The following is a 22,514-nucleotide window of genomic DNA, read 5'->3' as shown; positions in this document are numbered from 1 at the left end:
CTTAGATCCAGTTCAAGCCGGGGATGGGCGGCAGGTGCAGCGGGGGCTGTTGGCAGGATTGGGGGCTGAAACAGAACAGCGGCACCGGGCTAGAGCGAAACCACATGCGGGCGTAGAATCCGCTTGGACTGAGGGGCAGGCCAAGCCAAACGGGGAAAAAGAAGACAAAGGACGCCAAAACCAAGGCCACCGCCGTGATGCTCGCCCCGCGCCAAAAGCGGCGATAGCTCTGCCAGCCCAGCAGCACCAACCAAGCCAGGGCTAGGGTGCTAAACGCCAGAGCGCTCATGTAGTGGTAGATAAAAACGCAGCGGCTGACCCTAAACCAAGGCAGGTAATTGGCCGCATAGCCAATCAAAATGAAGGCTTCGAGACCGTGAAAGTGGCGGATCCCTCGCCAGACAAGCACCAAGATGGATCCCGTCCCCAGCCACCACAGCCAAGGATTGCCCAAGCCATGAACAGCTTGCCAGAGGTTGCCCTGACTGCCGAAGTAGTAGGCCACGGGGCGGCCCAGAATTGGCCAGGACCAAGCTCCTGCCGAGGCCAAGGGCGTAGTCAGCCAAGGACGCAAAGCCGGGAACCAAGCCACCAGGGATCGCAAGCTGGTGGAGCAGTAGGGGTGAACAGGGGTCTCTTCGTTCACCACCAGGTGGGCTGCCATGTGGCCGCCGTAGATGGATTGGTTGATGAGCACCAGGGATCGGAAATAATTCTGGATGCCCGTCCAGCTCCAATCCAGAGTTAGTCCCTGTTGGGGATTCAGCTGCAGGTGCGGGATCCACTGAATGGCATAAAAGGCCAGCGGAGCGAGGACGAAGCAGAACGCATAGTGCCACCAGCGCAGATGACGAATCTGGCTCAAAATGCCCAACCGTGGGATCCACTGCGGGCGCAGCCAGACCACCCCCCAGACGAGGATCCCCAACAGAGCAAACATGAAGGCAAACCAGAGGCCATTCCACTTCACCGAAGCTGCCGCCCCCAACAGGATCCCGGAGCAAGCAAAGTGAGCAGCCCGTCGCCAACCTTGGTTTTCTAGACCTCTGAGCAACAGAATGGTCGCTGCCAGCCCAAAGGCTACCAGATACACGTTGATCAGGCCAAAGCGGGATTCCACCAGAAACACCCCATCGGTCAGCAGCAAAACCCCGCTCAACAGAGCAAAGCCCACGTGGTAGGTGAGGCGGTAGGCTAAACCGGTCAGCAACAGCGGGATCAGGGATCCGCAAAAAGCAGTGGCGAAGCGGAATCCCCACTCGTTGCGGCCAAACACCTGAATGCTAAGGGCAATGAAGTACTTGCCCAAGGGGGGATGCACATCGTAAAAAGGCTTGCCATCCAGGTAGTTCTGGGCAAACTCCGGGAAGTACACCTCATCGAATACGGGGGCCGGGAACTCGTCCAGCCGCCACAGGCGCAACCCCAGACCCACCAGAAAGATCCCCAGCGCTCCCCATACCAGCCACTGTCGGGATCCCACAGCACTGTGCGGGGATCCGAGGATGGGCCCAGACAGCAGCAAGCTGCCCTGAGACCGCTCCGGCCCGGGGTCAATGGGGGTTGGCTCTCCAGTCATGGATAGGGCACTCTCAACACTCCGGCGAGGATCCCTAGGGATCCCCAGTGTTACTTTAGCCGACCGTGAAAGTCTAAGCGATTCCAAAGCAAACCACTGCTAGACTGTAGAATTGAATACAAAGTTGGCCAACTTCTGGCCAGTACCCTGTCTGCGCTGGCGCTCCTGAGAGCGGGCGTTTGACGTTCGGTCATCTCAGTGGGGAGGAGACACCGTGGCGACTGGTGGATATGCGTTGGTGGACAGCCTGCACCGGCATGGGGTGCAACACATCTTTGGCTATCCGGGGGGAGCCATCCTCCCCATCTACGACGAGCTGTACAAAGCCGAGTCTCAGGGGCTGCTCAAACATTACCTGGTACGCCACGAACAAGCGGCTGCCCACGCCGCCGACGGATATGCTCGCGCCACTGGCAAGGTGGGGGTGTGTTTTGCTACCTCTGGCCCAGGGGCGACCAACCTGGTGACGGGCATCGCCAACGCCATGATGGACTCTGTACCCATGGTGGTCATCACTGGGCAGGTACCTCGCCATCTGATTGGCACCGACGGCTTCCAGGAGACGGACATCTTTGGCATCACCCTGCCCATTGTGAAGCACTCCTACGTGGTACGGGATCCGCGCCAAATGTCTCGGATCGTGGCAGAGGCTTTTCACATTGCCGGGACAGGGCGGCCCGGGCCGGTGCTGATCGACATCCCCAAAGATGTGGGCCTGGAAGAGTTTGACTATCAACCTGTCAGCGAGATCAACATCCCCGGCTACAAGCCCACCGTGCGTGGCAACCCACGGCAAATCCACACAGCGGCCAAGCTGATCCTGCAGGCCAAGCGGCCCTTGCTGTATGTGGGAGGTGGGGCGATCATCTCCGGTGCCCACGCCGAAATTGCCGAGCTGGCCCACACCTATCGGATCCCGGTGACCACCACCCTCATGGGCAAAGGGGCTTTCGATGAGAACGATCCCCTGTCGGTGGGGATGCTGGGCATGCACGGCACGGCCTATGCCAACTTCGCCGTCACCGAGTGCGACCTGCTCATTGCGGTGGGGGCCCGCTTTGACGATCGCGTGACCGGCAAGCTAGATGAATTTGCCAAGCACGCCAAAGTCATTCACATCGACATCGACCCAGCCGAGGTGGGCAAAAACCGTGCGCCCGATGTGCCGATTGTAGGGGATGTGCGCACTGTTCTGGTGGAGATGCTGGCTCAACTGAGCAAAATGCCCTCTACTCCAGGCCTAACTCAGGCTTGGCTGGATCGGATCGAGCGCTGGAAGCGGGACTATCCCCTGCAGGTGCCCAGCTACGAAGGCGTGATTGCCCCCCAACAGGTGATCGATGCCTTTCGTCGTCATGCTCCCCACGCCTACTACACCACCGATGTTGGCCAGCATCAGATGTGGGCGGCGCAGTTTCTGCGCAACGGGCCGCGCCAATGGATCTCCAGTTCTGGGCTGGGCACCATGGGCTACGGGTTCCCCGCGGCGATGGGAGTCAAGGTAGCCCTGCCTCACGAAGAAGTCATCTGCATCAGTGGCGATGCCAGCTTCCAGATGAACATGCAAGAGCTGGGCACAGTGGCCCAGTACGGCATTGCCACCAAAGTGGCCATCATCAACAACGGCTGGCAGGGCATGGTGCGGCAGTGGCAGCAGGCCTTCCACGGCGAGCGCTACTCCCACTCGGATATGTCTCCCGGAATGCCGGATTTTGTTAAGCTGGCCGAGGCTTTTGGGGTAAAAGGGATCCGCGTCGATCACCCCGATCAACTGGAAGATGCCATCCAGGAGATCCTCAAGCACGAGGGGCCGGTAGTGGCCGACTTTGTGGTCAAGCGGGACGAAAACTGCTACCCGATGGTGCCTGCCGGCAAAGCTAACTATCAGATGATCGGGCTGCCGGAGAAGCGGCAACTGGAACAAGCCGCCGAGCTGATCTACTGCCCCAATTGCGGCACCAAAAACCCCACCCTGCACAAGTTTTGCGCCGAGTGCGGCACCAAGCTCTAGAACCGACGGCCTGACCATTCGGCTGGGGAAGGCGGGCCCCAGCAGCAGGGAGTCTTCAGGGATATCGGGGCTACTGAACAAGCCAGATTAAAACGCTCCCTGAGCGCTCTGCGAGGCCAACACGAGCGACTCCTGCCCCTTTCCCAAAAGGAGAGGAAGGTTGGGATCAGCGCAACGAACGGAGGATCCCTCCTGCCCTGGGGTAGTTCGATCCCCTCAAGGAGGGTAGCCGGAAACTTCTGCCTCTGGTGTCTCTGGCGGTCGGAAGCAGGCACCCTCCAGACCTGCCCAACCGGCTTAGAGGGGTCGGTAAACCCGGTAGTTGATATTGGGGAAGATGTTGTCCATGTATTCCACCTTGGCCAGCCACTGCTCCTCTTCAGGGGTGGCTTTTTCTCGCCGAAACTGACCCTCTTTGATCTTCTCGTAGAGGTGGTTGAAGCGCAGCAGATGGGACTTGGTGCGGCGCACTGCATAGGGAACCATCGTCCCTGTGCGCATGATAAAAGCCCAGTCAGACGATTGAGCCAGTAGCAATTCTCGCGCCGCCTGGTTCAAGGCCCGCCATTCTAGGTCATCGGCAGGCTCGCGACGGCTCAGCTCGATCATCCGCTCGGTGGCCTTGTGCAGGTGGGGGTAGATCCAGGCGTTGGTGGGGTTGAGCCAGTACTCGTGGAAGCCGCGCGCCCCCCAACTGGACTGGGCAGGTTTGCACACCTGCTGGGTGGGGTTCTCCCGCAGGTACTCCGCCAGGTGAGTCATGCGGTAGGTGTTTTGGTCGAAGTAGCTCTTGCGGATGAGAAAATCCAAAAACCAAGGGCCCTCGTACCACCAGTGGCCGAACAACTCCGCATCGTAGGGGGCCACCACCAGCGGCGGGCGGCCCATGACGCTGTACAAATATTCGATTTGCCGCTGGCGGTTGAACATAAAGTTGCCCGCATGCTCTGCCGCTTTCTCCCGCGCCCAATAGGGGTCGTAAAGCTGCTTTTGCCCCAGGTCCAGGTTGCGCCCGGTGATGCGGTGGTACTTGATGCCGGTGTTTTTCCGCTGGCCGTTGGGCATGATGTAAGGCTTGATGTACTCGTAGTCGGCCTCATACCCTAGGTCTTTGTAGAACTCGCGGTAAACCGGATCCCCTGGATAGCCCACCTCTGCCGACCACACCTGCTGCGAAGACTCGTGATCCCGCCCGAAAACGGCGACGCCGGTCTCGGTAAAAATAGGGGCGTACATGCCGTAACGAGGCCGGGGCTTGGCGTAGAGAAGACCATGGGCGTCGGTGATCATGTAGCGCAGGCCGGCATCGGCAATCATCCGCTCCAGCCCTTGGTAGTAGGCGCATTCCGGCAGCCAGATCCCCCGCGGCCATTGGCCAAAGTGCTCGTTGTAGTGCTCACAAGCTACAATCAACTGCGCCCAGACTGCCTGCGGGTACATCTGCATCAAGGGCAGGTAGCCGTGGGTAGCCCCACAGGTGATGATCTCCAGGTTGCCGCTGTCTTGAAACTGCTTAAAAGCTCGCACCAGATCCCGGTCGTAGCGCTCCCAGAGATCCCGCACCATGGCAAACTGCTTGATGTAGTGCTCCGCCAGGTAGCGAATGTGGCCGTTGGTGGCGTTTTTGTCGTACTCCAGCTGGGCCAGCTCTTCCAATTTGGTTAGGTAGTGGTCGTAGCGCTCCTGCAGCAAGGGATCCCGCAGCATCGACACCAAGGGCGGCGTCAGGGACATGGTGAAGCGAAAGTCGATGCCATCTCGCTGTAGCCCCTCGAACATGTGCAGCAGCGGCACATAGGTCTCCGTGATGGCTTCGTAGAGCCATTCTTCCTCCAGCACAAAGTCTTGCTCAGGGTGGCGCACAAACGGCAGGTGCGCGTGGAGTACCAAGGCGAGATAACCCATGGCAGCCGGGGATCCTTACAGACAGGGAAAGATAACGGAGCAGACTTACCCTTCTCAGCAGCAAATCTGTAGAGAAGGTTAAGCCCAAGATTGCTACCTATCGTCCAGCATTTCGTCCTTGGGGTCAAGAGCTGGGATCGCTGGGGATCGCTGTCAGACTCAGCGGTGACGGATGAAGTCGTAGATCTCCAGATACTCCTTGCCAGGATAGTTCCAGGAGTAGTCGTAGCTCATGCCTTGAATCTGCAGTTGACGGAACTGGTCAGGAGCGGTGTACCAAAGGTCGATGGCCCGGTCCAGAGCCGACTCCAAAGCAGCTGGATCTGTGTGATAGAAGACGTAACCATTGCGTTGTTCGGGGAATTTGTGGGGATCGTAGTCGCGGTCGAAGACGGTATCCACCAGGCCGCCCACTCCTCTCACCACCGGAACCGTGCCATACTTCAAGCCAATCATCTGAGTGAGTCCACAGGGTTCGTAGTGGCTGGGCACTACGATGATGTCTGCCCCCGCATAGATAAGGTGGGAAAGTTCTTCGTTAAAGCCCAACTCAATGTGAACATCGGGGTTGTCGTTGAGGTAGCTTTTCTCGTGGGCAAACCAAGCGCCGATCCCTCGCTCCGTAGCGGATCCCAGCAGAACAAATTGGGCATTTTTGAACAGGGAGCGGTAGATGGCATGATGCACCAAATGCACGCCCTTTTGCTCGTCCAATCGCCCGATATAGGCCACGATAGGCTTGTCAACATCCTGCAGTAGCAGCCGATCCCGCAGAGCTTTTTTGTTTTTAGCTTTATTTTCCAGCGTTTGAGCAGTGTAGCGCACGGGGATAAAGCGGTCGATCTCCGGGTTCCAAATGTCGTAATCGATGCCATTCAAAACGCCGCGAAACTTGTGCCGGTGCAAGTAGAGGGTATGGCCAAGTCCATAGCCGTAGTCGCCAAATTGCACCTCCAGCGCGTGATTGGGAGAGACCGTAGTGACAAAGTTGGAAAAAACAATTCCCCCCTTCATAAAGTTGAGAGAAAAGGGGTTGAAGTTATCGCGCAAACGGTCGTAGTGGAAGTAGTAGGGTTCGCGGTTGAGGCCGGTAGCCCAAAGAATCTCTGGGCCGCCAAAGCCTTGGTGTTTGAAGTTGTGAATGGTGTAGCACACCCGCTGGTTTCCCATGCCGTGGTACTTGTAGATCTCAAACAGCAGCACCGGTACCAACCCTGTCTGCCAGTCGTGGCAATGGATGATGTCGGGGCGCTTGTTGCTTTGTAGGAGAAACTCTAGAGCCGCCTTGCTGAAAAAAGCAAAACGCATGTTGTCATCCGGGCAGCCGTAATAACACCCGCGATTGAAGAAGTTATCGCCCGAGTGGGGCTCAATAAAAAAGCAAAGGCGGCCATGCACCCAGCCGCAGTACACCGAGCAGTGAATGGCTCCCCCGTACCAGGGCACCCAGAGATCGCGATAGGCGTCGTGCAAACCCCAGATCTGGTCGTAGCGCATGGTGTCATACTTGGGCAAAACCAGCTCGACACAGTGGCCCCGCACCTCCAGCTCGCGGCTGAGGCCGTACACCACATCCCCCAGTCCCCCCGCCTTGATAACCGGGGCGCATTCAGACGCAATCTGCACGATGTACATTTCGAGACCTCCCGTAGCACCGCCTTAGCTTTCTTTACAAACGATAATCTTTTTGGCCTCGACAGAACATCCCTCCCAATGGCAAGGGATCCCTGCACTGGGGAACAACCTCTGGGCCGACCGGGTTCGAGCCCCAGCTGCGCCGTTTGCCGGGGAACCTGATCTACGGGAGCAGCCCTCTGGGCAATTATGGGCATTTCGATTCAAACTAGAAACGTTGAATGCACGGGGCCAGAAGGCTTTTCAAGGACTCCGTCGCGCTGGCGCGATCAGTAGCCCAGGCCTCTCACCCTAACCTGAAACGCGACTATGAACGGCTGATCCCGCTGGGGCGGTACCGTTCTTCGAGCCAAGTGCGCAGCTCATCTTCCGGGAAGGCGGCAGCCAAGGTGCCCGTTCTGGGATCGTGGGCATGCCGAAGAACATGGCCGGATGGATCCTGGCTTTACGGTAACTGCAGCCGGCTGCACCTCCCCTTGTCTCTTGCGAGCAGACTTACTCTCTCCGGCTAGGGGTAGCCAGGGATCCTTCAAGGTCACGCGAACTCAATACCACTGCTGAGCGTAAAGGCGCTGCACCAAATAAAACACGAATAGGTTGACATCCACGCGCCGCTCGTCGATCATAAAAGACTCGATGGTGCTGGCCGGGGATCCTTCGGTGGTACAGCGGAAGAACTTGCGGCCATTCAAGGATCCCTCAGCAAACAGCACGCTAAATTGCTTCTTGCCTCCTGCAAACGCGCCGACCAGCGTCTTGCCTTCCAGGCGCAGCTCCAGATCGCTGACTCCGCGCTTTTGAAAAGCCGCAATGGCTGCCGGGATCACCTCTTCCGTGATCTGTTGCTCGAAGGGCTTTTCTTCCTTAGCAACTTTTTTCGCAGCGGCTTTGGGGGAATCCTCAGCAGCAGGCTTGGCAGCTTCAGCGGGTTTCTCGGCAGCAGCGGCCTCGGGGGTGGGTTCTCCAGACATGGGGAAACGCTCCGACAATCAGATGGGTAAAAGCCTTAGATGCAGAACAATCAAAAACTCTGTCCAGAACCGGCAAAGAGCTAGCCCTTGGGGATGTATTGGCCGACAATTTCTTCAGCAGGGATCTGGGGAAAGCCCATGCTGAAGTTGGGGGCACGCCCCTGCAGGTTATAGGCGATCTCCCCTTGCTTGAGCAGGGAGCGGATGAAATGTTCCAGGTCAGACCCAATGCGGCGGATATTGTACTCGGTCAAGTCTCGCCCCCGGTATTCTTCCACCAACTCTTCGAAACGGGCATAGACCTTTTGCAGGGCAGCATCCGTCCAGACCAGCTCGTTGTCCGGATCCACATCGAGGGTAAACAGGTCGTCGCGGGGCACGAAGTTGTTGTCGGCAGTAACTTCACCGGCAAAAATGTGGACGTGGCGAGTGGTGCATTTCAGCATTGCGATGGCTCCGCTCCGGATCTAACCTGATAAACAGCGTATCACTACCTAGCGCTTGTGGGGGATCCGCTATTTGCCCTCGACTTGTTCCGGCCCTCTCTATGTCTGCTGTTAATGTCTGCTGTTATTCCCCAACTGGAACGCCTGCACATAGAGGTGACCAACGTTTGCAACTTTAAGTGCGAGTTTTGTCCAGATGGGATCATGCAACGGCGGCGGGGGCACATGGAGCCCGCTCTGCTGGAGCAGATTTTGGAGGAAGTAGCGGCAACAGGGCTGGCCCGCGTGATGGCTTTTCACCTGATGGGGGAGCCGCTGCTCTACCCATACCTTTTCGAGGGTATTCGCAGGGCCGCTGAGCTTGGCCTTCGCCTGCACCTGACCAGCAACGGCAGCACCTTTGCCCTCTGGCCGGAGCACATTGAAAAGCTGAACCGCAGCCCCTTTGCTAAGCTAACCATTTCCCTGCAAACTCCCGATCCAGTCACCTTCAGCATTCGCGGAGCACCTCCCCGCCTCACGCCGGAGCGCTACTTTGCTGGGATTACCCAATTTCTGCAGGTGCACTTGCGCTCCTCCAGCCCTACGCAGGTGCATCTCAAATTCCTGGATACTAGCCCCCACCCGTTTTTGGTGCCGCATAAGGCTCTTTCGGTGATCGATTCTGCACAGCAGATGCGCGCTCAGCTCTCGGCTTGGGCCAGACGAGCTTTGCAAGGGATCCCGGATGCACCGGCTCTCGATTGGGTAGAAGCCCAGATTGCTACTTACCGACCGGGCCGCTGGCAGCAGATCCGCATCCATCCCCGCTTGGTTTTGGAAACGTTTCCCTTGGACAGTTGGGGCAACGTGGAGACAGACCGGGTAATCCCAGCTCGCTGGGGATACTGCAATGGCGCTTCCGGTCAGGCGGGGATCCTCTACGACGGCACGGTGGTGCCCTGTTGCAAGGACTATGAAGGGCAAATCCCGCTGGGGCAAGTGACGCTGGGGGGATCCCTGGCCGAGATTTTGCGGGGCCAACCGGCCTGTGCGCTGCGGCGGGGGTTCAATCGTCTGCAGGTGAACCATCCCGTTTGCCAGCGCTGTATGGGTGGAGACACTTGCATCAAAGCCTTGGCCAGACAAGTGGGTTCCGTTGTCTACTTCAAGGTGTATCGGCCTTGGAAACAGAGGCTGGATCCCGGTTGGGGACAAGTGTAGACAGTTTCGGGAAAAGTCAACGCCCCACAGCAGCGGTTTCCCTGCCGTGGGCATAGCAACAACGTGACTTTCTTTCGTGATTTCTTCTAAGGGGCTCAAGCCTTGGGAGGGAGTTCCAAGGCCAGCGGCCCCAGCAAGCCCTTGCGGTAGTCGTTGAGAACTTGCCGTGCCGCCCGCTGGGGATCCCCTTGATACCGCCGCTCGGCCAACTCCTGCACTGCGGCACCACCGGGAGGGATCGGATCCGGCCAACCGTAGCGCTTTTGCAAGAGAGATCCGGCTTGGGGCTGCACCCTCAGCACGTGATCCAAAAAGTGGGCCGCCACCCGTTCGGGATCGTAGGCCGCTTCGCCGATGTCATCGCAGATGGCCAATAGAGAGGCCGCCTGTTGATCCGGCAGAGAGGGCGGTAGGATGCCCGGCGAGTCCAACAGATCCAACTCTCCCCCCAGCCGCACCCACCGCAGTTGCCGCGTCACCCCAGGACGTGCTGCGCTCTCAGCTGCCCGCCGCCCCAACAGTCGATTCAGCAAAGCAGATTTGCCCACATTGGGAAAGCCCACCACCACCGCCCGAACGGCCCGCGGTCGCATTCCCCGCTGTTGACGCCGCATATTGACCGATTGCCCCAGTTGCAAGACCGCCTGCTTGAGGCGATTCACCCCTTCTCCTGAGCGGCCATTGGTGGGATAGACAGGGATCCCTTGCCGTAAAAAATACTCCTGCCAAGCTTTCAGATCCCCAGCCTCAATGCAGTCCGCCCTGTTCAGAGCCAGGAGGCGAGGTTTTTCCCCCAGCCACCGGCCCAGCTCAGGATGACGACTGGCCAACGGGATCCGCGCATCCAACACCTCGATGACTGCATCCACCCGCTGCAACTCTTCCCGCAACTGGCCAATTGCCTTGGCAATATGGCCAGGATACCACTGGATGGCCGGAGAACTCATGCCGCCAGAACCCTAGAAGTGGACAGCAGAAATCAACAGTGGGATCCAATCTAGCCCGATTCCCCAAAAGAGGCTCGACCTGCCGGCTGAAGTAGCCAATAATACAACGTGAGTGCCGCTGGGATCCCTTTCCTGGGCAACCTAATGTTTAACCAACGGGGGTGCGGGGGCAACAAGCCCCGCGCTCTACCCGCAGGGTTAGCGTCGGGATACATGGATCCCTGCATGCTATGAGGTAAAGACTCCATCCCGCTGACGCCAAGGGAAGCCCGCGCTCTGTCCGTAGGACGAGCGCCGGGAGGATGTCACGAATGCTAGGGTCTGTAACAGAGGGGAGCTTGCTCAAGATCGACAGGGATCCTCAGCCAGCCGAGCCAAAGCTTCCAAATCAGCACCCACCACGCGGTTGAGAATCCATTCGGGATGTTGCTGGGCACCCATGCGTCGATAGAACTCTATCGCCGGCTGATTCCAATCCAAAACCATCCACTCCAGCCGCCCATATCCTTTGGCCACCGCCTCCTGAGCCACCCGCGCCAAGAGCGCTTTGCCAATGCCTCTGCCGCGAAACTCCGGCAACACGAACAGATCCTCAAGGTAAATCCCTGGTCGGGTCAGGAACGTGGAAAAATTGCGGAAGTAGAGGGCAAATCCCACCGCTTGCCCCTCCACTTCTGCCAACAACGCCGAGGCCAAAGCCTCTGGGCCAAACAAATAGTGGCGCAACAGATCAGCGGATCCCGTTACCAGGTGGCTCAGCTTCTCGTACTCGGCCAAGGCGCAGATGAGGTCAAACAAAACGGGCACATCTAAGGCGGTGGCAGGACGGATTTCCATACTTTTGCCTGGCTTCACAACCAATTCCTTGAATTTCCTGAGATACCGGCACGAGAACAGACCACAGTTTATTCTTGTTGTGGACAGAACGCCCAGGCAGCATCTTTTGGACGCGCAGCGTGGTGGGGGCAGCGGCAGGGGCCCAGAGGACTCACCGCACAAGGCAGGTAGGGTGACCGAGAAAAGTAACGGCAGAAGGGATCCCAGGCCGAGTCAGAAAAGAGAGTTGGCATGGCCCGGCGCTCGTCCCCGATTGAGAGGCGACGGGATCCACTCTTTTCCAGCAGAGGGATCAACTGCGCCCAGAACGTTAGCCCCAACCACAAGCCAACTCCCATGACCAGTGCTTGCACGATCGTTCTCCTTCACTCACCCGTTCAAGAGTGTCGCCTTCCGACCCCGATAGCCTAAGTCAGCTTGTTTCGGCAGAGCTAGAGCGGCAGCCCGTTTTGGAGCTGTCCTTCGCTGCCGGCAAGAACCCGAGAAAAACCGATTAGAGTGAAATATGGACTGACCCACTGGGCCTTTGGATTCCATGACCACCTCCACCCTTGATGCTGCTGCCATCCTTGAAGCGTTGCGCCCTGTTCAAGATCCGGAGCTGCGCCGCAGCCTGGTGGAACTGAACATGATCCGGGATATTCGCGTCGAGCCTGGGCGAGTGGCCTTTACCCTGGTACTGACCACGCCGGCCTGCCCTTTGCGGGAATTCATTGTGGAGGAGTGCAAAGCTGCCATCCGCCGGTTGACCGCCATCGAAGCCATTGATGTTACGGTAACGGCAGAAACCCCCCGTTCCCCTTCCCTGCCGAATCGCCAGTCCATCCCCGGTGTGCGCAACATCATCGCCATTTCCAGCGGCAAGGGGGGCGTGGGCAAAACCTCGGTGTCGGTGAATGTGGCGGTGGCGCTGGCCCAAAGCGGGGCCCGGGTGGGGCTACTGGATGCCGACATTTACGGCCCCAATGTGCCGCTGATGTTGGGCCTGCAGGATCGGTCTCTGGTTGTGCAAAAACGGGAGGACGGCGGTGAGGATATCTTCCCCCTGGAAAATTACGGCGTCAAGATGGTGTCGATGGGCCTTTTGGTGGGACGGGATCAGCCGGTGATCTGGCGGGGGCCAATGTTAAACGGGGTGATCCGGCAATTTCTCTATCAGGTGCAGTGGGGAGAGTTGGACTACTTGATTGTAGATATGCCCCCCGGCACCGGCGATGCCCAATTGACCCTAGTGCAGGCAGTGCCGCTGGCAGGAGCTGTGATCGTCACCACGCCACAATCGGTGGCCCTGCTGGACAGCCGCAAGGGCTTGAACATGTTTCGGCAGTTGGGGGTGCCCATCCTGGGCATTGTGGAAAACATGAGCTACTTCATCCCACCCGACCTGCCGGATCGCCAGTACGATATTTTCGGCTCAGAAGGGGGAGAGACCACGGCCCGCGAGCTTGGTGTCCCGCTGCTGGGGCGGATCCCGCTGGAAATCGCCCTGCGCCAAGGGGGAGATATGGGTACGCCTATTGTCATCGGCCAACCTGAGTCGGCTTCAGCCCGGGCCTTGAAGCAGATTGCCAAAACCTTGGCAGGCCGCGTTTCCATGTTGGCTTTGGGGGCAGGCTAGAAGCGCTCGGCTTCCACCAACGAGACCCCGAAGCTGCGTCCTCCCACCACAATCCCCTCTTGGGCCTTGCCGCGCACGGTTACAGTGCTGTTCATGGCCGGTAGGCCCTTGTCGGTGATGACCCAAAGGGAACCGCTGTTGTCTTGGAGCTCATACACACCCTGGCCGAACACCCCTATCTGGTTCACCACGCGACCGCGGACATACACATCGGTGTAGCGGGAGGGATTTTGCTCTACGGTGGCGATGGGAGTTGTGCCGATGCCCAGCCGCGCCAGTTGCCCACACCCTGCCAGGGCTAAGCTGAGGCCCAGCAGGAGCGCCAGGGATCCGCCGCGGAACGATTGGCCAAGTTGCTGTTTCATGGGTTGCTTCCACTGACGAGCACCTGCTCCCACCATAGCAAGCCGGCAGCCGATCCACGGCCAAGTTAGAACTTCTCGCCAATGCCGAAATGCAGTTGACCTTGGCCGGCTCCGCCTTGCCCAACCGCGTAGTCGATGCGCAGCGGCCCCAAGGGAGATTGGATGCGAATGCCGACCCCCAGCCCCAAACCACTGCCCGGCTTGTTGCGCACCGCTGCGGGATTGCCGGCCACGGCAGCTCCACTGCCCAGATCAGTGCCGTAGTCGGCGAAAACCACGGCTCCCACCGGGTCAAAAAGGGGGAAACGCAACTCGGCGGTTGCCGTAGCAAAGCTGCGACCGGAACCGATACCCCCCTCAAAAAAGCCCCGCACCGAGTTGCCGCCACCAATGGCAAAAGCATCGTAGGGAGCCAAGTCGCCGATGGTCGTGCCCGCCCGCACATCAAAGGCCAATACCTGCGGTCGCTCGCTGCGGGTTTCAAACAGGTTGACGGGAATGAACTGGCTGTAGCCGGCCTCGAGGCGGTTGGCATTCAAGCCATTTTGAAACAGACGTACCGACTGTTCGGTGGAGATGCGAAAGACCGAGCCCTGGCTGGGGCTGTTGGGGTTGTCGCGGGTATCGTTGATGAGGCCGAGGCGCAGGGTGGTGTAGCTGTCTTGGCCGCTCTCGCTGAAGGTAATCGGGTTGCCCAGCACATCGAAGCGCTGCTGCTCCCCGTTGCTGTTGCGAGCTTCTACAAATTGGATGCGGGTGCCCAAGCTAGCCCGCCAATTGCCCCCAATCGGGCGAGAGAAAGTCACCCCGCCACCAAGACGGTTGATGCGCACGGGATCCCCATTGGGCAGGGTGAATCCCTCATTAAAGACAAAGCTGGAGCTCTGCTGGTTGGAGATGTTGACGTTGTAGGAGGTGGGAATGTCCAGCGTGGCAATCCGCGGGTCGGTGAAGTTTAAGTCGAAGAGGGTTTCGTTGGTGCCCACCTGCACGTTGAAGCTGGCACTTTGGTTGTTGCCGCCCAAGTTTTGTTCGGAGACGTTGAGGCCGGCGAAGACCCCTGTGGCGGAGCTAACGCCGATGGTGCCGCCCAAGGTACCGGTGCGACGTTCTTCCACGTTCACCACCACCACCACCTTGTCGGGATCCTGGCCGGGGTTGAGCCCCACATTCACATCTTGAAACAGGTTGAGATTAAAAACCGCCTGCAGGTCTTCCTGGATTTGGTTGCGGTTAAACACATCCCCCGGCTTGGACTTCAACTCGCGGGTGATGATGAAGTCACGGGTTTTGGTGTTGCCCTGAACGCGAATATCCTCGATCACCCCCTCGGCAATTTCCAGGACGATGGTGCCATCTTCGGAGGAGCGCACATCCGTAACCTTGGCCAGCACGTAGCCCTTGTCGGCGTACCACTGTTCAATCTCGGCCACCGCCGATTGCAGCTTGCCAAAGTTGAGCACCTGCCCTTCTTGATCGGCAAAGGCGGCCCGCAACACTTCGGGATCCAAAACGTTCGCCCCTTCTGTGCGCACGGCTTTCAGGATTGGGTTGGGCTTGACCTCAAAGGTGACCCGCACCCCCAAAGGCGTATCGGAAGGCACTGCCCGCACATCGGCAAACAATCCGGTGGCAAACACGGCATTGATGTCTTCCCGCAACTGGGATCGGGTGGAAACCTCGCCGGCGCGGGTGCGGATGACGCTGTAAACCCGGTTGATCAGCTCCGGATCTTCAGTGCCCTCAACCACTACCTCCGCTACCAACACTTCTGGCTCGCCGGCAGTGGGGGGTGGGGTGGGGGAGGGCTGGGCGGGGGTGTCGCCACCGGTGCGCAGGTCGAGGGTGCCGGGCTGAGGAACCGATTGCGCCCAAGCCGGGGATCCCATCAGCAGAGCGCTACGGGACGCTTCAGCAAACGCAAAAGCGGTGCTGAGCACCATCCCGCGGGTGAGAGCTGAAGCCAGCCAAGGGCGAAGTTGCCTGGAACGATTCATGGGGATCCCTCGCACACCAAAAAGCAAGATTGCAGAGCCGGGCCAAGCTTGCGTTAAAACCCTCTGCCGCCCAGCAGCGGACAATTGCCCTGGATTATATCAATCCCCATCCACCCAGATCCGAGCGTGGCCGCGAACCGGATTGCGGACTTGGGCAGTCTGGAGTGCAAAAAGCAGCCTCCCCCGCTCAAGGCAGGCGCAGGGATCCCCTACAGCGCTGGCCGCAAGACCTCGGCTCGACTTCCTCGGCAGCTAGGTTGACTTGGGAGTTGAGGATGACGACGGTGATGGGAGCAGGAGTGGGAGGCAAAGAGCGGCTGCTCCTCCAGCCCCAACTGTCGGCGTACTGTTGTGGGGGAACGTTGGGCAGGATCAGGACGGTGTTTTGCAGGACGTTGCTTTGCAGGGTGGTGGCGTTGCCGTTCAGGATCGCCATCTGCTGGGTGTGGGAAGTCTGAGCCAGGACGGCTGGAGCAAACCCGAAGCCGAGCAGAGCTGCCACTCCGGGGAGGAGGAGTTGGGTGGACAACATCGAGGATTCTCCACAAGACGCCAGGATGCCGACACTTTAGCCTGCTTTGCCCTCCGCTGAGTTGCCGCAAAAAAAGCTACGTGATGGGGAGGGATCCCTGCTGGGGACGTACAGCCGCGCGGCCCAGGCCCACAAAAAAGCCTGCAGAGGGTACTCTGTGCAGGCCCGTCTTGCTCATCTGGATTGTCTTGATGGAGCTCAGAAGGAGAAACCGACCCCCACTCAGGAGCCGCAGGGGAAAATCAGCTCTCCGGCTCAAACACCTTCAGATCCACCACCTTCCCCCCTTGGAAAGTCCAGTGGGCAAAGGTGCCGGCCACCTCCCCATTCTCATCGAAGTTGATGGATCCAGAGGCGCCGGTGTAGAAGATGTCTTCCCCTTTGCCGATCAGCTCCACCGCCTTGGCCCACTCTCCGGGCAGGATCTCGGTGCCGGGGGGATTGGCCACTTCCCGCAAGGCATCTCGAACAGCGGTGCCATCGGTGCTGCCGGCTTTCTGAATGGCCAGAGCCAGGACAAAAGCGGCATCGTAGGCGGTGTCGATGTAGGGGGTGGGGGGCAGCTCCCCGTAGGCGGCTTTGTAGGCTTCGGCAAAGATTTGGTAAGCCTTGCTATCGGTGAGGGCCTGAGGCGAAACGCCGATGGATCCCTCTAGCTTTTCGGCTCCCACCTGGGCTGCCACATCGGGAGAGCGCATGCCATCGGTGAAGACAAAGCGGTCAAACAGTCCTTCTTCCAAAGCTTGCCGCAAAATGACCACACCGTTTTCGGGGTAGCCAATCAGCACCAACGCCTGGGGATCCCCTTCCTTCAGTCGGGTCAGCTCACTGCGGTAGGAAGCCTTGCCGGGCTCGTAGGGAACCGACTTGGTGATGGTGCCGCCCCGCTTTTCAAAAGCAGTCTTAAAGCTGTCGGCAAGGCCCTGGCCGTAGTCGTTGTTAATGTAAATAATGGCCAGGCGCTCCAGCTTCTCTTCACGGGTGATCTGGGCCAGGGCTACCCCTTGATAGGCATCGGAAGGAACCGTGCGAAACAGAAAATCGTTGTCCTCCAGGGTGGTGATGGTGGGGGCGGTGGAAGCGGGGGAAATTTGCGGGATCCGATTGGGAACAGAAACCGTCGTGGCCACCGGAATGGTGATGCCGCTGCCCAAGGCGCCGATGATGCCGGCCACCTTCTCCACGGTGACCAACCGTTGAGCTGCGTCGATAGCCGGCTGAGCCGACGTCTGGTCATCCGCTTCGACCACTTGGGCAGGGGATCCCAAAATGCCGCCAGCCGCGTTGATTTGGTCAATCGCCAGCTTGATCCCCTTGAGGCAGTTTTCCCCGAAGGCCTGCAGATCCCCGGTAAGAGACATCAAGGCCCCGATTTTGACCGGCCCTTGAGTGGCCTGCTGAGCCGTGCTGGGCAGCAGAGTGGTGGCAAGAGCAGCCGCCGTCAGGGCAGCCGCCGCCGCAAAGGCCCGTCGGGTGAGTTTGTTCATGGGAGACATAACCAACAACCTCCTATGAGGGAAGGGAAAGTAGAACTCAGATCCCAAAGGTCAAGTAAAGTCAAGTGTTGAGTCGTAGCAGTCAGACGTTGACTCACCTCAAAGCGTTCCCCACTTCCTCAAGAAAAGATGGCTCCGGGAAACAGGCGGGCCAGACTCAGGATCTCGCCCGTTCCTTGGCTGCTGTAGGGCTGGCTGCGGCCTCCAAAGGCAGTTGCCCCTGTAGGAATCCAGGAAGGATAATGGGCAAACTCGGCCATTGGGCTCATTATATTTTGAGAAATACTGAACTCATCGGTCGGCGGGGTTTTCCCAAGGCAGCGGCGTGATTGTTATCGACGACATCTCCAAGCGGTTTGGCGGCATTAGCGCGGTGGATCACTGTTCCTTCCGCATCGAAACCGGTCGGATTACGGGCTTGATTGGCCCGAATGGGGCCGGGAAGACCACGCTTTTTAACATCATCGCCGGGTTTATTCGGCCCAGCAGCGGGCGCATCTGGCTGGATGGGGAAGACATCACCGGCTTGCCCCCTCACCATCTGTTCCGTCGAGGGCTGGTGCGCACCTTTCAGATCCCGCGGGAGTTTGGCCGCATGACCGTCTTGGAGAACTTGATGGTGGTTCCCCCCAACCAGATAGGGGAAAACCTGTTCGCCACTTGGTTCAGTTGGCGGCGGGTGCAACGACAAGAACGCAACCTGCAAGCTCGGGCGGAAGAGGTTCTGGAACGGCTGAACCTGATCCATCTGCGGGATCAACTGGCCATCACCCTTTCCGGCGGGCAAAAAAAACTCTTGGAACTGGGACGTACCTTGATGACCGATGCGCGGGTGATCCTGCTGGATGAACCGGGGGCTGGCGTCAACCGCACCCTGCTGGCGGATTTGATGCGCTTTATCGAGTATCTCAACCGCGAGCGGGGCTGCACCTTTTGCATCATCGAGCACGACCTGGATCTGGTGACCCGTCTCTGCGACCATGTGGTGGTCATGGCTGCCGGCAAGGTTCTCACCCAGGGATCCATGGAGGAGATCAAACAAAACCCAGCCGTGCGGGAGGCCTATTTGGGATCTGTGGCACTGGCCGACTCCCTAAACCCACCCCAACCCTCCCCTCTGCCTTCGGAGGGATCCCTCTCATGACCCCTTTGCTGGACATCCAAGATCTCTACAGCGGCTACCGGGGGGTGGACATCCTCAAAGGGATCCACCTGAAGGTGAACCCCGGGCAAATTGTGGTGATCATCGGCCCCAATGGAGCCGGCAAATCGACGGTGCTGAAATCCTTATTTGGCTTGGCCACCATCCGCTCAGGCCGAGTGCTGTTTCAGGGATCCGACATCACCCACCTGCCCGCTGAGCAACTGGTGCGACGGGGAATCGGCTTTGTGCCCCAGACCAACAATGTCTTTCCTTCCCTCACCGTGCAAGAGAACCTGGAGATGGGGGCCTTCATCCGACGCGACAACCCTGCCGCCCAACTGGAGCGGGTTTATGAGCTGTTTCCACCCCTGAAAGAGAAACGACGCCAAGCGGCGGGATCCCTATCGGGTGGACAACGGCAGATGCTGGCCATAGGGCGAGCGTTGATGGTGGAGCCGCAGTTGTTGTTGCTGGATGAGCCGACCGCCGGCCTGTCACCGCTGTACATAGAACAGACCTTCGCCCTCCTGCAAGAGATCAACCGTCTTGGCATCAGCATCCTCATGGTGGAGCAAAATGCCAAGCAGGCCCTGAAGATGGCGGACTGGGGCTATGTCTTGTCCACGGGAGAAAACCGCTTTGAGGATACTGGCCCCAACTTGTTGAACAATCCTGAGGTGCTGGAGCTGTTCTTGGGCGGGTGAGGCCCTCACCCCCCTCCCCTCACTCAAAACAAAAGGAGAGGAGGGTCAAGCGGGGCTGGCCAGTTGCTGCTTGCGCAGTTGAGCTGCTTGGTTGAGAAGAGCCTCCACAAACGTCATCGCTTCTTGGGCAGAGTGACCGGCAGTGAGTTGGGCCAGTTCTTCGCGGCGTTCTCGTTCTCCCAAAAGCTCCACCCGCACAGAAGTTCGTTTTTGGTGCACCACCTTGTGAACCCGCAGGTGGTGATCCGCCAAGGCAGCGATCAGGGGTTGGTGGGTGACGCAGAGGATCTGGTGATCTCGGGCGATGCTGTGCAGCTTGGTGGCGATGGCTTGCGCCACTTTGCCCGACACGCCGGTATCGATCTCGTCGAAAACCATGGTGGCCACCGGATCGATGCGGCTGAATACGGCTTTCAAGGCCAGCAGAAAACGGCTCATCTCGCCGCCCGAGGCAATGCTGGCCAAGGGCTGAAGAGGCTCACCCGGGTTGGGGCTAATCCAAAAACTCACCTGATCCACCCCCTCTGCTGTCGGGGGGCCGGGTTGGATCTGCACCCGGAATTGCACTGCGCTCATCCCCAGCGGGCTGAGCTCTTCTATGAGGGCCTTTTCCAGTTGACAGGCCGCTTGTTGCCGCAGTTGAGAGAGCACCTGGCAATGGCGCTCCAGGTCTTGGGCAGCTTTGTCCAGCCGCACCTGCAATTCCTCTAGGTCGGTGTTGTCTCCTCGCAGTTGGGCCAACTCCGTCTGCACCCGCTCCGCATGGGCCATCACCTCGGCCAAGGTCGGGCCGTATTTGCGGCAGGCTTGTCTGAGTTGCGCCAAGCGCCGTTCAATTTTGTTCAACCGACCGGGATCCGCCTCCAGCGTCTCGCCGTAGCGAACCAGCTCCCGCCCCACCTCCTCCACCTGAATCAGGGCGCTGCTGACCATTTCCGCCAGAGGGGCTAGGTCGGGATCCCGCTGGGTCATGGTCTGGAGCAGCCGCTCTACCTGGCCCAACAGATCGGCGATGGCCGGTGAGCCGCTGTCGTTTTGATAGAGCAATTGGTGAGCTGCGTAGCTTTGCTGTTGCAGTTCCACGCGGTGGGCCAGGCGCTCCCGTTCCCGCTCCAGCTTGGCCATTTCGTCGGGATCCTCCAGGCGCAGGGCGGCCAGCTCTTGCGCTTGAAACTCCAGTAGGTCTAGCCGTTGCAGGCGCAGTTGTTGGTTTTGCCGGCGGGATTCCACCTCTGTTTTCAGTTGGTTCCAGGTTTGGTAAAGGGCAGCCACCTCCGCCCGTGTTCGCAACAACTCTTCGCCGCCAAAGTCGTCCAGCCAACGGCGCTGGGTTTGGGGAGATTGGATTTGAACGGTTTGCCCCTGGGCGGTGATCTCCACCAATTTGGCCCGCAGGTTGAGCATCTGGGCTTTGTTCACCAGCACCCCATTCACCCGCAGGCGACTGGTGAGCTTGCCGTTGCGCAACACCAGCTCGCGACTACAAACCAGGCCCTCCTCTAGGGGGTCGATGTGCTCTTGTTCTAGCCAGGCTTGCAGTTCAGGATTAAGACTGAAGATCGCTTCCACCAGACCTCGTTCGCTGCCAGTTCGCAGAGCCCGAGCTGTACCTCCTAGAGCTGCATCCAGAGCATCGAGGATGATGGATTTGCCGGCCCCGGTTTCTCCGGTGAGCACGTTTAGCCCCGCTCGAAAGGGGATCTCCAATTGCTCGATCAGGGCAAAGTTCTCGATCCGCAGCAGGCGCAACATAGGGATCCCGTGGGCTCAGCGTGCCGTTGGCAGTTTTCAGGATAGGGCTTGCGGGGTCGCTCTGTCCCACGTTAGCGTACTCACCATCCCTCGGTAGACGGGTACTGTTAGCGCAGCGGTGCGGAGCACTACCCGTTCTGGTTTGGGGATCCCCTCGGGGAAATTGGCAGCCCGGCTCAGCCCACCAGGGGGTAGCGCTCCATCAGGTAGCAGAGGCAGTCTTGGCGGATGATGCGGCTGTTGAGGGTGAGCATGCCCGGCATGATGGGCACGCTGGTGCGAATTTCTCCATTGCAGGCATAGAAAAAGCGATCCGCCACATTTTGGCCCTGCTCGTCTTGCACCTCCAGGTGGAAGCCGTTGTTCGTCCAGCCAATGGGGGTGTGGGGGGGAAGCTCCCGAAAATTGAGGAGATCCAAATCCGGCGGGAAGCGGATGTGGGAGGGGGATCCCTCTTGGTCGCCATTCTCTTCCCCAAAGCTGAAGCTCACCTGATCCGGGACTTTGACAATGGCGACGCTGTGGAACAGGTCGATATCTTGGCTGAGGACAGGGCGCTGCGGGATCGCCGACAGGTGAAGGCAGGCTTCCAGAAATTCGTAGGCATGCTGGGTGCCGTGGGGCTGATCCGGCTTGCCGCATTCCAGGGTCACCGCCGGGCAGAAGCGCCCGAAGGCCATGCTCTGCACCCCTTCTGGCTTGGTGAAATAGAGGACGGTGCGCCCAAACAAGGTGGCCAGGTGCAGGGTAGGGGCATCCAGGTGATTGACACAGGCGTAGTGGGGGTTGGTGCCCGTGTTGTTGTGGATATCGACGCTGGCAAAAACGCCCCGCTGCTGCATTTGCTGAAGGACGGCCTGGGCCATGGCATGTTCGGGGGTGGAGCCGGAGCCCCAAATGCGGTTGTAGTCGGGTTGGCCGTCCAGCCGCCGTTGTCCTTGACGGGCTGCCTGAACATTGCCGATGAAGAGGGAAAGGGAGCGGGGCAATTCCCGTTCGCGGCAGCGGTGCAGAGGACTGTAGCGGCGGAGAAGCTGTCGCACCGCCTGCCAGCCGGTGGTTTCGTTGCCGTGCAGCAGCACGGAGACAAACAGGGCCGGATCCCGTCGCCCCGGCAGATGGATGAGGGTCGGCCCACCCAATCGGTCGTAAAGCTGATGGGCCTCTAGATCCAGCAGTTGATCCGGTAGATGATCGAGAACGGTGAGCATACTGTTTGGGCTAAGAGGCTCGACTCAAACTTCTGGCTTCTGGCCTCTCTCCCTGGGGTAGGAGGGAGCAGAAGTCCAACGAAGTCCTTGGTCGCGAATGAACCGTTTCGCTGCGGTAGCTCGGGTCGCAACAAGGCCATCTGAGAGAGAGTTTGCCCACT

Annotated in this window: 18 protein-coding genes and 1 pseudogene; 5 read left to right on the top strand and 14 right to left on the bottom strand. The window is 59.2% G+C overall.

Features of this window, described 5'->3' with window-relative positions:
• Window position 1: 1 nt before the first annotated feature.
• Window positions 2–1,579, bottom strand: coding sequence for a phospholipid carrier-dependent glycosyltransferase (locus tag ACVWZG_RS10020; RefSeq protein ID WP_414387889.1), 1,578 nt, complete (start codon window positions 1,577–1,579; stop codon window positions 2–4).
• 211 nt (window positions 1,580–1,790) lie between these two features.
• On the opposite strand from ACVWZG_RS10020, the pseudogene ilvB reads away from it, so the two are divergent.
• Window positions 1,791–3,590, top strand: a pseudogene (gene ilvB / locus ACVWZG_RS10015) (biosynthetic-type acetolactate synthase large subunit); the annotation flags it as partial.
• A gap of 297 nt (window positions 3,591–3,887) precedes the next feature.
• Here the strand turns inward: ilvB and ACVWZG_RS10010 are convergent.
• The 4 genes from ACVWZG_RS10010 to ACVWZG_RS09995 all read right to left on the bottom strand — a co-directional run bounded on the left by ACVWZG_RS10010 (window position 3,888) and on the right by ACVWZG_RS09995 (window position 8,547).
• Window positions 3,888–5,495: a glycoside hydrolase family 57 protein gene (locus ACVWZG_RS10010; RefSeq protein WP_414330234.1), complete on the bottom strand. Its 1,608-nt coding sequence runs from the start codon at window positions 5,493–5,495 to the stop codon at window positions 3,888–3,890.
• Between the two features lie 159 nt (window positions 5,496–5,654).
• Complete coding sequence (glgA, locus tag ACVWZG_RS10005) at window positions 5,655–7,130, bottom strand: glycogen synthase GlgA (RefSeq protein WP_457406831.1); 1,476 nt, start codon at window positions 7,128–7,130, stop codon at window positions 5,655–5,657.
• A 545-nt stretch (window positions 7,131–7,675) separates the two neighbouring features.
• Window positions 7,676–8,101 carry a DUF2996 domain-containing protein gene (locus ACVWZG_RS10000; RefSeq protein ID WP_011432290.1) on the bottom strand — a complete coding sequence of 142 codons (426 nt, stop codon included), beginning with the start codon at window positions 8,099–8,101 and terminating at the stop codon, window positions 7,676–7,678.
• An 80-nt stretch (window positions 8,102–8,181) separates the two neighbouring features.
• Window positions 8,182–8,547, bottom strand: a complete 366-nt coding sequence (locus ACVWZG_RS09995; RefSeq protein ID WP_011432289.1) for an NAD(P)H-quinone oxidoreductase subunit M — start codon at window positions 8,545–8,547, stop codon at window positions 8,182–8,184.
• Window positions 8,548–8,661: 114 nt separating this feature from the next.
• Between ACVWZG_RS09995 and ACVWZG_RS09990 the strand changes: the two genes are divergently transcribed.
• Window positions 8,662–9,750, top strand: a complete 1,089-nt coding sequence (locus tag ACVWZG_RS09990) for a radical SAM/SPASM domain-containing protein (RefSeq protein ID WP_414330230.1) — start codon at window positions 8,662–8,664, stop codon at window positions 9,748–9,750.
• A 95-nt stretch (window positions 9,751–9,845) separates the two neighbouring features.
• Here the strand turns inward: ACVWZG_RS09990 and ylqF are convergent, their stop codons facing one another.
• From ylqF to ACVWZG_RS09975, 3 genes are all read right to left on the bottom strand, one after another.
• Entirely contained in the window at window positions 9,846–10,697 is an 852-nt protein-coding gene (gene ylqF / locus ACVWZG_RS09985) for a ribosome biogenesis GTPase YlqF (protein WP_414418820.1), read from the bottom strand.
• A gap of 342 nt (window positions 10,698–11,039) precedes the next feature.
• Entirely contained in the window at window positions 11,040–11,534 is a 495-nt protein-coding gene (locus tag ACVWZG_RS09980; RefSeq protein WP_414330224.1) for a GNAT family N-acetyltransferase, read from the bottom strand.
• A 68-nt stretch (window positions 11,535–11,602) separates the two neighbouring features.
• Window positions 11,603–11,887 (bottom strand): DUF6464 family protein, encoded by a 285-nt coding sequence (locus ACVWZG_RS09975; RefSeq protein WP_457406829.1) that lies wholly within the window; start codon window positions 11,885–11,887, stop codon window positions 11,603–11,605.
• 182 nt (window positions 11,888–12,069) lie between these two features.
• Between ACVWZG_RS09975 and ACVWZG_RS09970 the strand changes: the two genes are divergently transcribed.
• Window positions 12,070–13,152 (top strand): Mrp/NBP35 family ATP-binding protein, encoded by a 1,083-nt coding sequence (locus ACVWZG_RS09970; RefSeq protein WP_457406827.1) that lies wholly within the window; start codon window positions 12,070–12,072, stop codon window positions 13,150–13,152.
• Here the strand turns inward: ACVWZG_RS09970 and ACVWZG_RS09965 are convergent.
• The 4 genes from ACVWZG_RS09965 to ACVWZG_RS09950 all read right to left on the bottom strand — a co-directional run bounded on the left by ACVWZG_RS09965 (window position 13,149) and on the right by ACVWZG_RS09950 (window position 17,542).
• Window positions 13,149–13,517, bottom strand: a complete 369-nt coding sequence (locus ACVWZG_RS09965; RefSeq protein WP_414347463.1) for a hypothetical protein — start codon at window positions 13,515–13,517, stop codon at window positions 13,149–13,151. The two genes, ACVWZG_RS09970 and ACVWZG_RS09965, sit on opposite strands and share 4 nt — an antisense overlap.
• Before the next feature lie 65 nt (window positions 13,518–13,582).
• Window positions 13,583–15,514, bottom strand: a complete 1,932-nt coding sequence (locus ACVWZG_RS09960) for a BamA/TamA family outer membrane protein (protein ID WP_457406825.1) — start codon at window positions 15,512–15,514, stop codon at window positions 13,583–13,585.
• A 187-nt stretch (window positions 15,515–15,701) separates the two neighbouring features.
• Entirely contained in the window at window positions 15,702–16,046 is a 345-nt protein-coding gene (locus ACVWZG_RS09955) for a hypothetical protein (protein WP_011432412.1), read from the bottom strand.
• A gap of 242 nt (window positions 16,047–16,288) precedes the next feature.
• A complete protein-coding gene (locus ACVWZG_RS09950; protein WP_457406822.1) occupies window positions 16,289–17,542 on the bottom strand; it encodes an ABC transporter substrate-binding protein in 1,254 nt (417 codons plus the stop codon).
• 325 nt (window positions 17,543–17,867) lie between these two features.
• Here ACVWZG_RS09950 and ACVWZG_RS09945 point away from each other — a divergent pair, with 325 nt between their 5' ends.
• Both ACVWZG_RS09945 and ACVWZG_RS09940 read left to right on the top strand, forming a co-directional pair.
• Window positions 17,868–18,686 (top strand): ABC transporter ATP-binding protein, encoded by an 819-nt coding sequence (locus tag ACVWZG_RS09945; protein ID WP_457384143.1) that lies wholly within the window; start codon window positions 17,868–17,870, stop codon window positions 18,684–18,686.
• Window positions 18,683–19,390 carry an ABC transporter ATP-binding protein gene (locus ACVWZG_RS09940; RefSeq protein WP_414418768.1) on the top strand — a complete coding sequence of 236 codons (708 nt, stop codon included), beginning with the start codon at window positions 18,683–18,685 and terminating at the stop codon, window positions 19,388–19,390. The genes ACVWZG_RS09945 and ACVWZG_RS09940 overlap by 4 nt, the downstream gene beginning before the upstream one ends.
• 45 nt (window positions 19,391–19,435) lie before the next feature.
• Here the strand turns inward: ACVWZG_RS09940 and recN are convergent, their stop codons facing one another.
• Together recN and ACVWZG_RS09930 are read right to left on the bottom strand one after the other, a co-directional pair.
• The gene (gene recN, locus ACVWZG_RS09935; protein ID WP_457406820.1) at window positions 19,436–21,142 is read right to left on the bottom strand and encodes a DNA repair protein RecN; all 1,707 of its coding nucleotides are present in this window, start codon (window positions 21,140–21,142) and stop codon (window positions 19,436–19,438) included.
• A 176-nt stretch (window positions 21,143–21,318) separates the two neighbouring features.
• On the bottom strand, window positions 21,319–22,353 hold the full coding sequence (locus ACVWZG_RS09930; protein WP_457406818.1) for a M14 family metallopeptidase: 1,035 nt from the start codon (window positions 22,351–22,353) through the stop codon (window positions 21,319–21,321).
• Between the last annotated feature and the right edge of the window lie 161 nt (window positions 22,354–22,514).

The sequence above is a fragment of the Thermostichus sp. OS-CIW-33 genome, from assembly GCF_054059615.1.
The sequence above is the reverse complement of the archived record's forward strand: the minus strand, read 5'-3'. Positions and strand labels throughout refer to the sequence as shown.